The sequence below is a fragment of the Blastococcus sp. SYSU DS0619 genome (assembly GCF_054051035.1).
The window spans coordinates 24,811-34,640 of sequence record NZ_JBJHAM010000030.1 but is presented as its reverse complement, the minus strand read 5'-3'; the positions used below and the strand labels follow the sequence as shown (position 1 = coordinate 34,640).

Below are 9,830 nucleotides of genomic sequence, written 5' to 3'. Positions count from 1 at the left end.
CGCCCCCGCGCCCGCCGGCGGTCCCCGCGGGAGGGGGCCCCCCCCCCCCCCCCCCCCCCCCCCCCCCCCCCCCACGCGCACTCATGGCGAGGCGTAGCCCGACGGACGGACCTCGAGCCGGCCGTCGCGCGGGTCCTCGGCGAACAGGAGCGCACCGCTGCGCCGGCTCTCCGGTGGCACGTAGGCGATCGTGGTCGATGCCTCCTCCACCTCGCGGCCGTCCCGCGACAGGGAGCCGGAGACCTCCAGCTGCTCCGCCGTCCGGCCACCGTGGTTCTCGACCCGGAAGTCGACCGCCCAGCCGTCCCCGCGCGGCTCCACCCCGGTCACGGTGACCGAGAGCTCCGGTTCGGAGCCCCGGACCGCGATCGCCTGGTAGGTCAGGAAGCCGAGCAGGACCAGGACCAGCAGCCCGCCGAGGGCACCGAGGGCGTACTCCCCCGCCGTCGTCCGCTCCTGCTCGCCGGGCCGCTCCCGGGCTCCGTCCACCTCGTCCTCCGTCACAGGATGAGCCGGGCTGCTGCGGCGCCGATGCTCGCCGGGAAGGTCAGGACGACGGTCAGGCCCACGACGGTCGCCGGCCCCACACCGTCGAACCGGCCGAAGGTCCAGAGCACGTAGGCGGAGACGACGAAGGCGGCCGCGTACCCGACCACCGTCAGGGTCAGGAACGCCCGGACGAACCCGCCGGCGGACGACTCCTGACCGGCGAACCCGACGGTGTACACGAAGCCGTGCATCACCATCAGGCTCAGGACGACGAGGAGCGCGGTCGCCACCGTGCTGGTCCGGGCGGCCATCAGCACGACCTCCTCGGTCGGCGCGATGTTCGCGGCGAAGACGACGGCGCCGGCGACCATCAGGAAGACCTCGTGCCCGTACCGGCCGGGCGCCCGCCGCCGACTGCCCCGCCCCAACTGGCTGCGGGCGTAGGAGGCACCGACGGCCGCCGGCAGGGTCTCGATCGCGGTCACCGACAGCGCGTCCGGCCAGTTGCGGAGCGGGTCCACGACCCCCAGCACCCCGAGCACCACCGCGGCCGTGACCGCGGCGACCAGGAGGGCCACCCCGGCGTCGGCCAGGTAGCCCCCCACGCCGACGCCGCCGGGCCCGGCGCCGAAGTACCGGGAGAGCCCGACGACCAGGACGACGCTCGTCACCACGAGCAGCGCCAGCCGGTACCGCTCGACCGTGTGCGCCAACCGCCAGAGCTCCATCGTCATCATCAGCGGCAGGGCGAACAGCAGCGCCCCGCCGGCTGCCCGCCCGACGCCCCTGGCCAGCTCGTGGTCGCCGGTACGGGTCACCCGGCACCCGGTCCCGTACGCCCGGCCCCGGCCGACGTCGCCGCGCCGGGCGGGTCTTCCTCACCCGGCCCCGGGGCGTCCGGCTCGGGCCGGCCCTGGGCCCGGGCGAAGGCGTGCGCGATCGGGACGTCGGTCGACGAGTGCGCCAGGATCGAGGCGAAGATGACCAGCGCGACGAGGTGGAACATGGCGTCCGCCCCGGGCACCTCGGCGTCCAGGATGAGCAAGCCGTAGACCACCGAGGCGAAGCCCTTGGGGCCGAACCACGCCGCCACCGCCTTCTCGCTGGCCGGCAGCCCGCTGCGCGCCAGCGCCACCACGATCGCCAGCGGCCGGGCGAGCACCAGGGCGAGCACGGCGAACAGGTAGCCGCTCCACGGGATCTCGCCCAGGAAGGCCGGGGAGATCAGGGCACCGAACACCAGGATGGCGGCGAGCTTGAGCAGCTCGGTGACCAGTTCGCCGAACTCCGAGAACGACTTCTCCACGTCCGGCGCGAAGGTCGCGATCGTGATGCCCGCGGTGAACGCGGCGAGGAACAGGTTGGCGTGCGTGAGGCTGGCCAGGGCCAGGACCACGAGCCCGATCGACAGCCCGCCCAGCGCGGCGTACATCGGGGTGGCGGAGGTGAAGCGGCTGCGGATGAGCAGCACCGCGACCGCCGGGACGGCGAAGCCCAGCGCGATGCCGAGCGCCAGCTCGCCGGCCAGCGAGCCGTAGTCCACCTCGTCCCGGGACAGCACCGAGAGCAGCACCAGGACGACGGGCAGCGCCAGGCCGTCGTTGAGCCCGCTCTCCACGTTCAGCAGCGAGCGCAGCCGGCCGGGCACCTCGGGGCGCCCCACGATCGCCGAGGCGAACACCGGGTCGGTGGGCGCCAGCACGGCACCCACCAGCATCGCCTGGACCCACGACAGCCCGGCCACGTAGTGGGCCAACAGGGCGGTGACGCCGAAGGTGAGCGGCATGCCGAGGACCAAGGCGCGGCCCGGGAGCCGCCACGCGTTGCGCAGGTCGGAGAAGCCGACCCGCATGCCGTCGGTGTAGAGCACGGAGAACAGCGCCAGCTCCGCCAGGCCCACGACGATCTCGTCGCCCGGCTCCAGGGCCAGCACCCCCGTGACGCCGTCGCCGAGCACGAAGCCGGCGAGCAGGAAGAGCACGGCGGTGGACAGCACGGTGCGGTTCGCGAGGCCGGAGAACAGCACTCCGGCGAACAGCAGCACCGCGAAGGCGAGAAGGAGCTCCACAGCCGTCCCCTACCCCCGGTCCTGCGCATCGACCTCATGACGGTTTCCCGACGAAACCCCCGGTAAGGGTGACACGGCGGTTGTGGGCGACAGCGCCTGGCAACCCACCGGTGGTGTCCGCCACCTCCACCGACGGGGGCTCCCGAGCCGCCCCGCTGACCGACGACCGCTCGGTCGTGGCGCTCGACGACGGAGCCGCGCTCGACGACCGGCTGACCGGCGCGAAGGCCTCGGCGCTCGCCCGCGCCGCCGCCGAGGGCCTGCCGATCGTGCCCGGCTTCGTGATCACCACCGCCGCCGTGGACCGGCTGGCCGACGGCGCGCCGCTGCCGGACGACGTGCTGGCCGCCTGGCGGGAGCTCACCGGCGACGGGCGGCGGTCGCTGGTCGTGCGGAGCAGCTCGACGGTCGAGGACCTCGGCGACTCGTCGATGGCCGGCCGGTTCGAGTCGGTGGTCGGGGTGGACGGCCCCGAGGAGTTCCGCCGCGCGGTGGACGTCGTCATCGCCTCCCGCGGGACGGCGGCGGCGGGGTCGGACACCCTGACCGGCCGGGAACCGCTCGCCGTCCTGGTCCAGCCGCTGCTGGACGCCCGCAGCGGCGGGGTGCTCTTCGGCATCGACCCGGTCTCCGGCCGGGAGGACCGGCTGGTCGTCGCCGCGGTGACCGGCGGCCCCGACCGGCTGGTGAGCGGCGAGGTGAACGGGGACCGGTACGAGCTCGACCGGTCCGGTCGCCGGACCGACGTCACCCGGGGCGACGGCGGCGTCCGGCTGCGCCGCGCCCAGCTGCAGGCGCTGGCCGACCTGGCCCGCCGGACCGCCCGGGTCTTCGGCGGCCCGCAGGACGTCGAGTGGGCCTTCGACGAGCGGGGACACCTCCGGCTGCTGCAGAGCCGCCCGGTCACCGCGGAGGCGCGCGGTCGCCCCGTCGGGCCGGTGCTCGGGCCCGGGCCGGTGGCCGAGACGTTCCCGGAGCCGCTGCAGCCGCTGGAGGCCGACCTGTGGATGCCGCCGCTGCGCGAGGCGCTGCGGCACGCCCTGCTGCTCGCGGGCACCGCGGACCAGGCCGCCGTCGACGACTCCCCGCTGGTCACCGTCCTGGGCGGCTGGCCGGCCGTCGACCTCGACCTGCTCGAGAACCGCCCGGAGGCGCCGCGGCTGCGGGAGCGGCTCGATCCCCGGCCACGCCTGCGCCGGCTCCGCGCCTCCTGGCGGGTGGGCCGGCTGCGCTCCGCGCTGCCCCTGCTGGCGCAGGACGTCCTGGAGTCCACCGACCACGTGCTCGGCGGCGTGCCGCCGCTCGGCGCGCTGTCGGACCGCCAGCTGGTCGCCGTGCTGCACCGCGTGCAGCCGGCCCTGCGCTCGGTGCACGCGCACGAGGTGCTCATGGGGATGCTCGTGGACCCGGCCGCCCCCCGGCTGACCGGGGTGAGTGCGGCGCTGCGGGTGCTCGCCCGGTCCCGGCAGGCCGGGCTGACCGACGCGGAGATCGTCGCGGCCAACCCGGTCGTGCTGGCGCTCGCCGCACCGCGCATCTGCGCTGCGCCCCAGCTGCCGCCCGACGTGGCGGCACCCGACAGCGCGCCACCGGGCGACGGGACCGACGCGGGTCTGCTCCGCGAGGCGCTGCGGCTGCGGGTGCGCTGGCTCCAGGAGGTGAGCGCCCGGGCGGCGTGGACGCTCGGGGAACGGCTGACCGCGGCCGGCCGGCTGGGTGACGCCGAGCAGGTGCGAGGTCTCCGGCTGGCGGATCTCGCCGCCGCCGTGCACACCCCGGACCAGGCGCTCCGGCCGCAGCTCGAGGAACCGGGCGAGCCGCTGCCCGCGCGGTTCCGCGTGAGCGACACCGGCCGGCCGGTGCCGGTCACGGGGACCTCCGGCGGGACCGGCGCGGGTGGCGGCTCCGGCACCGGGCCGGTGCACCACGGCGAGAACCCACCGGACGGTGCCGTGCTCGTGGTGCGGACCCTCGACCCGTCGCTCGCCCCGGTGCTGCCGCGACTGGCCGGTCTGGTCGCCGAGACCGGCAGCGTGCTGGCGCACCTGGCGATCCTGGCGCGCGAGTCCGGCGTCCCCACCGTGGTGGGGTTCTCCGGTGCGCTGGAGCAGTTCCCGCCGGGGACGACCGTCCGCGTCGACGGCGACACCGGTGCCGTGGATGAGGAGTCGTCGTGAAGAAGCTGAGCTGGCTCGTCGGCGTCGTGGCGCTGATCGCCTCGGGCGCCTACCTGTTCGTCTACATCTACCGGTGGGAGTGGCACCGCGCCCTCCTGGTGGGCACCCTCTTCGTCGCCACCCTGATCGGCCTGTGCACCGCGCTGGTCCTCCGCCGGATGACGGCGATGGACGAGCGCCTGCGGTCCCTCGCCGGGGAGCAGCGGCCGCCCGGCGCGCTGGAGCGCCTCCGCGCCGCTCCGGTGGAGACCCGGCCCTTCCGGTGGCTCTCCCCCGACGCGCTCGACCGCACGCACATCTTCATCCCGGTGCTCCTCGGCGGTGGGTTCATCGTCTCCGGCATCGCCTGGCTGATCGAGCGCGTGGCCGGCAACTCCGCCCGCGCCGGCGTGGAGGAGCAGCTCGCGAGCGACCTGGCGGCGATCGCCTTCCCGGTCACCTCGCTGGTCCCGACCGACGCCGAGCTGCTGGCCGGCGCCGACGACTGCGCCGACGACGCCTCCCTGCGGGTGCTGCTGGGCCCGGCCGCCACGAGGGCCCTCCGGTGAAGCGGGTGGTCGCCGGGGTGGCCGTCGCCGTCCTGGCCGGCCTCGGCATCTGGTTCCTGCGCGGCGAGCTGATGACCGTGGAGGTCCCTCAGCCCGAGGGCTCCTACACCGACGTGGTGCTCGCCGTCGCCGTGCGCGAGGACGCGGCCGTCCGCGAGGAGATGGCCCGCGGCCTGGTCAGCACCTGCCGGCTGCTGGTCAACGCCGACGTCGTCGAGGACACCTTCGTGACCGTCGAGGACGGGGTGTTCGCGTTCCGCGTGCGGCCCGGGCTGGACGAGTTCGACCGTCGCGAGCTCCGGGGGTGCCTGAGCGACACCCGCGTGCAGCACCTGCTCGCCGACGTCCGGCTGCTGGAGACCGTCGTGCCGGCGAGCGGGGACTCCACCCGGTGACGCGGGCGGCCTGCACCGGGGATGCCGTAACGCGATCGTCGGGTGGGCGGCCGTTGCCCCCTCCGCCGGGCGGGTACGTGCAGTCGTCATGAGCCGGGTCGCGCAGCACGAGGACGCAGAACGGCGGGCCCCCGACGGCACCGCAGGCGGCGGCCGGTTCGGGGCGCGCGCCGCGCTCGGGCTGGTCGCCCTGCTGGTGGGAGCGGTCCCGTTCCTGCTGCTGATGCTGCTGGTGCAGCAGGAGTGGTCGCCCCTCGCGTCGCTGGACGGCGAGGTGGCCGCCGACCTGAACTCGGTCGTCAGCGACTCCTCCGCGCTCGTCAGCGTGCTCCGGGTGGTCACCGACCTCGGCGGGAACGCCGCGGTGATCCTGCTGTTCACGCTGACGACCGTCTTCCTGCTGATCCGTGGTCAGCGCCGGCTGGCCGCGTTCGTCGTGACCACCGGCGTCGGGATGGCGGTCCTGGTCCCGCTGACCAAGGCGCTGATCGGGCGGGCGCGGCCGGTGGTGGAGACCCCGGTCAACGAGCTGCCGTCCAACGCCAGCTTCCCCAGCGGCCACGCCACCCTCTCGCTGGTCACCTTCGTCATGCTGGCGATGCTGGTCCTGCCCGCCGTGCAGCGCCGCACCCGGCCCTGGATCATCGCCGCGGCGCTGCTGATCACCGTCGCGGTCGGCTTCACCCGGCTGGCCCTCGGCGTCCACTTCGTCACGGACGTCCTCGCCGGCTGGGCCCTGGGGGTGGGGCTGCTGGCGGTCACCACGGCGGCCTTCCGCGGCTGGCAGCACGACCACCACCAGCGGCCGGCGGAGCCGCTGGACCCGCTGGACGTCGACCCCCACGACGCCCCCCACCTGGCGCCCTCCCGCCAGGCCGCGCTGCCGGCCGGCCGCCGCACCGTGACCGGGCTGCTGGTCGCCGCCGCCGCGCTCTCCGTGGTGCTGATCATGCTCGGGTTGCTGGTCACCGCGGTGCTCGGCGACACCGCCCTCGGCCGCTTCGACCGGCAGGTCGCACAGGGCGTCGTGGACCTGCGGACACCCACGCTGACCGACATCGCGACCGCGGTCGGGACGCTGTCGGGAACGCGCGCGTTCATCGCGGTGTCGCTCTCCCTCGCCGTGGTGGCGCTCGCGATCACCGCCAGCTGGCGACCGGTGGTCTTCGTCCTCGTCACCGTGCTCGGGGAGCTCGGCATCTACTTCGTCGTCTCCCGCACGGTGGACCGCATGCGCCCGCCCGTGGCGGACCTGACCTCCGGTCTCGTGACCGCGGCGAGCTGGCCGTCGGGCCACGTGGCCGCCGCGGTGGCCCTCTACGGCGGCCTGGCCGCGCTCGTCATCACGCTGGCCCGGAGCCGCTGGCGGTGGGCGGTGCTCTCGGTGCCGGTGCTCGTGGCCCCGGCCGTGGCCCTGTCGCGCATCTACGTCGCGGCGCACTACCCGACCGACGTGCTCGCCGGGCTGGTGCTGGGCACGGTGTGGGTGCTCGTCTGCGCCCGGTACCTGCTGCCCGGGGTGGCCGACCAGGTCCGGTACCCCCGGTCGGTCTCCGCGGAGCGGGGAACGCGGCGGTGACTGTCACCACAACGACACGGCGCCCGGCGTCGGCAGGGGGTAGTCCTCCGGCCATGACCGACGTGACCTCGTTCGACGGAACCCGCCTGGCGCTCTACACGTGGGGGCCGGAGGACGCCCCGCTGCTGGTGCTGGCGCACGGGCTCGGGATGTCCGCCGACTCCTGGGGCGAGGTTCCCGAGCGGCTCGCCGCGGACTTCCGGGTCGTGGCCTACGACCTGCGCGGGCACGCGCAGAGCGGCGACGCCCGGTCGGGCAGCTACAGCCTCGGCGCGCACGCCCAGGACCTGTCCGCCGTGCTCGACGCCGTGGTCCCGGACGGTGGCTCCGCCGTCGTCGTCGCCCACAGCCTGGGTGGGGGGATCCTGCTGCGGCACGTCGACGGCTGCGGGGACGGCCGGATCGCCGGGGCGGTCTTCGTCGGATCCGGGGGCGCCGGCGTCACGGCGCCCGGCTTCCCGGCGCGGAACCTGCCGCCGTGGGCACGTGCCCGGCTGCGTTCGGCCTGGTTCGCCCTGCTGCGCTCCGGTGCCCGGATCGGCCGGCGGCTGCGGCCCGTGCGAGTGGTGTCCGACCGCGCCATCCGGCACTTCGCCTTCGCACCGGGCGAGCCGCAGGAGTCCGTGGAGCGGATGCGGGACGACTTCCTCGCCACCCGGCCGCTGGCCCTGGCGGGCACCTCCCTGGCCGGTCTGGCGCACGACAGCGTCCGCCACGCTCCCGGTCTCACCGTGCCGACGCTGATCGTGCACGGCAGCCGCGACCCGGAGGTCCCGAACGACGAGGCCCGGCGGCTGCTGGCCGCGCTGCCCGACGGTGAGCTGTTCACGGTCCCGGGCGCCGGCCACATGCTGCCGCTGACCCAGCCGGACGTGGTCGTCGAGCAGGTCCGCCGGTGGGCCGACCGGATCACCCGGGCCCGGTCGGCCGGGGCCGGGGATCAGGTCCCGACGACGACCTCCGTGACCGGGTAGCCCGCGGCGCCGTCCGGCGCGACGGGGGTGCGCTGATCGGTCTGCACCTCGCCCAGTCCGTCCGTGGCGCGGGCGGTGATCACGTGCGTGCCGGGGGTGGCGTCCCACTCCAGGAACCACTGCCGCCAGACGTCGACGTCGTAGGGGTCGGCCAGCTGGGCCTCCTGCCAGGGCCCGTCGTCGATGCGCACCTCGACCCGCTCGATGCCCCGGGTGGGGGCCCACGCCACGCCGGCGATGGGCCGCCGCCCGGCGGTGACCCGACCAGCGGGGACGTCGATGCGCGCCTGCGTCTTGACCGGCCCGTCCTTGGCCCAGCCGCGCGGGATCCAGTAGCCGTCGACGTCCCAGTCGGTGAGCTCGATGGCCGAGAGCCACTTGGTCGCCGACACGTAGCCGTACAGGCCGGGCACCACGAGCCGGGCCGGGAAGCCGTGCTCGGCCGGCAGCGGTTCGCCGTTCATCGCGACGGCGACCATGGCGTCCTCGACGTCGAGCGCGGTCAGCACCGGGAAGCCGGCGGTGAAGCCGTCGACGGAGCGGCCGACGAGCTGGGTCGCGCCGCGCTGCAGACCGGCCCGGTCCAGCAGCGCCCTCAGTGGCACGCCCTGCCAGCGCGCATTGCCGACCAGGTCGCCACCCACCTCGTTGGAGACGCACGCGATGGTGATGTCCGCCTCGATCTGCGGCAGCTCCATGAGGTCGGCGTAGGTCAGCGTGAACGGGTTGTCGACCATCCCGCGGATCTCCAGCTGCCAGGTGTCGGGGTCGACGACCGGCACGCGCAGCGCGGTGTCGATCCGGTAGAAGTCCTCGTTCGGGATGAACAGCGGGGTGAGCCCCGGGATCTCGAGGTCCGCGCCGGCCGGCACGGGTCCCGCCTGACGGACGGGGACGGGCAGCCGGATCGCAGCGCGCAGCTCGTCGAGCCGCTCCCGACCGGACAGCAGGTGGCCGCCGACGCCGGCGAGCACGCCGAGGACGGTGGCACCACCCGTCACGGCGAGGAAGCGGCGCCGGTCGACGTCACTCAGCGGCGTCTCCTCGGCGGCCGGTACCGGCGGGCGGCGCATGACCGTGACCAGCAGGTGCAGGAGCCCGATGCCGGCGGCGGCGCCGAGCACCCCGACGAGGAGGGTGAGGAGGACGGGGTTGCGGTCGTCGGCCAGCGCGGCCACCACCCCGAGTGCGGCGAACAGGGCGATGCAGGCGGCGCCCAGGACGAACCGGTGGCGGGCGAGCAGGCCGACCGCGACCGCCAGCAGCGCCGAGACGACCAGGATGCCGCCGATGAGCACCGGCTTGTCGGCCTCGCCCAGCGTCGCGATGGCCCACTGCTCCACGGAGCCGGGGACGCTGTCGACGACGGCGTCCCCCACCGCGATGACCAGCGAGGGTGCGCGCGGGATCAGCCCTGCGACGAGTTCGGCGACGCCGAGGGCCACGGCCACCGCCGCCACCCCGGCCAGCGCCGCGCCACCCCGGCTGCCCGGGCGCAGCCCGGCCGCCGGTCCGTCCGTCGATCGCACTACCTGGGACACAACATGATGATGTCCCGTCGCACCCGGCCGGACACCGGCCGGCAGGGCTTCGTCGCCGG

General features: G+C 75.4%; 9 protein-coding genes. 5 read left to right on the top strand and 4 right to left on the bottom strand.

Going from position 1 to position 9,830, the window contains the following annotated elements; genetic code table 11:
- Window positions 1-81 precede the first annotated feature (81 nt).
- From ACI79T_RS20235 to ACI79T_RS20225, 3 genes are read right to left on the bottom strand one after another with little or no spacing between them, the layout of a single operon-like run.
- Complete coding sequence (locus ACI79T_RS20235) at window positions 82-489, bottom strand: TIGR02588 family protein (RefSeq protein WP_456611886.1); 408 nt, start codon at window positions 487-489, stop codon at window positions 82-84.
- 11 nt (window positions 490-500) lie between these two features.
- Window positions 501-1,307, bottom strand: coding sequence for a TIGR02587 family membrane protein (locus ACI79T_RS20230; RefSeq protein ID WP_456611885.1), 807 nt, complete (start codon window positions 1,305-1,307; stop codon window positions 501-503).
- Complete coding sequence (locus ACI79T_RS20225; RefSeq protein WP_456611884.1) at window positions 1,304-2,557, bottom strand: cation:proton antiporter; 1,254 nt, start codon at window positions 2,555-2,557, stop codon at window positions 1,304-1,306. The genes ACI79T_RS20230 and ACI79T_RS20225 overlap by 4 nt, the downstream gene beginning before the upstream one ends.
- A 113-nt stretch (window positions 2,558-2,670) precedes the next feature.
- Between ACI79T_RS20225 and ACI79T_RS20220 the strand changes: the two genes are divergently transcribed.
- From ACI79T_RS20220 to ACI79T_RS20200, 5 genes are all read left to right on the top strand, one after another.
- On the top strand, window positions 2,671-4,734 hold the full coding sequence (locus ACI79T_RS20220; protein WP_456611883.1) for a PEP/pyruvate-binding domain-containing protein: 2,064 nt from the start codon (window positions 2,671-2,673) through the stop codon (window positions 4,732-4,734).
- Complete coding sequence (locus ACI79T_RS20215) at window positions 4,731-5,282, top strand: hypothetical protein (RefSeq protein ID WP_456611882.1); 552 nt, start codon at window positions 4,731-4,733, stop codon at window positions 5,280-5,282. Before ACI79T_RS20220 ends, ACI79T_RS20215 begins: the two co-directional genes overlap by 4 nt.
- The gene (locus ACI79T_RS20210; RefSeq protein WP_456611881.1) at window positions 5,279-5,677 is read left to right on the top strand and encodes a hypothetical protein; all 399 of its coding nucleotides are present in this window, start codon (window positions 5,279-5,281) and stop codon (window positions 5,675-5,677) included. Before ACI79T_RS20215 ends, ACI79T_RS20210 begins: the two co-directional genes overlap by 4 nt.
- 88 nt (window positions 5,678-5,765) lie before the next feature.
- Window positions 5,766-7,256: a phosphatase PAP2 family protein gene (locus ACI79T_RS20205; protein WP_456611880.1), complete on the top strand. Its 1,491-nt coding sequence runs from the start codon at window positions 5,766-5,768 to the stop codon at window positions 7,254-7,256.
- 53 nt (window positions 7,257-7,309) lie between these two features.
- Window positions 7,310-8,230, top strand: a complete 921-nt coding sequence (locus ACI79T_RS20200; RefSeq protein ID WP_456611879.1) for an alpha/beta fold hydrolase — start codon at window positions 7,310-7,312, stop codon at window positions 8,228-8,230.
- Here the strand turns inward: ACI79T_RS20200 and ACI79T_RS20195 are convergent.
- Window positions 8,197-9,759 (bottom strand): molybdopterin-dependent oxidoreductase, encoded by a 1,563-nt coding sequence (locus tag ACI79T_RS20195; protein WP_456611878.1) that lies wholly within the window; start codon window positions 9,757-9,759, stop codon window positions 8,197-8,199. The two genes, ACI79T_RS20200 and ACI79T_RS20195, sit on opposite strands and share 34 nt — an antisense overlap.
- Between the last annotated feature and the right edge of the window lie 71 nt (window positions 9,760-9,830).

What these genes read in the sequence shown, in the direction of transcription:
- ACI79T_RS20205 (WP_456611880.1), top strand. Translation starts at nt 5,766, where the DNA reads ATGAGCCGGGTCGCGCAGCACGAGGACGCAGAACGGCGGGCCCCCGAC.
- ACI79T_RS20200 (WP_456611879.1), top strand. Translation starts at nt 7,310, where the DNA reads ATGACCGACGTGACCTCGTTCGACGGAACCCGCCTGGCGCTCTACACG.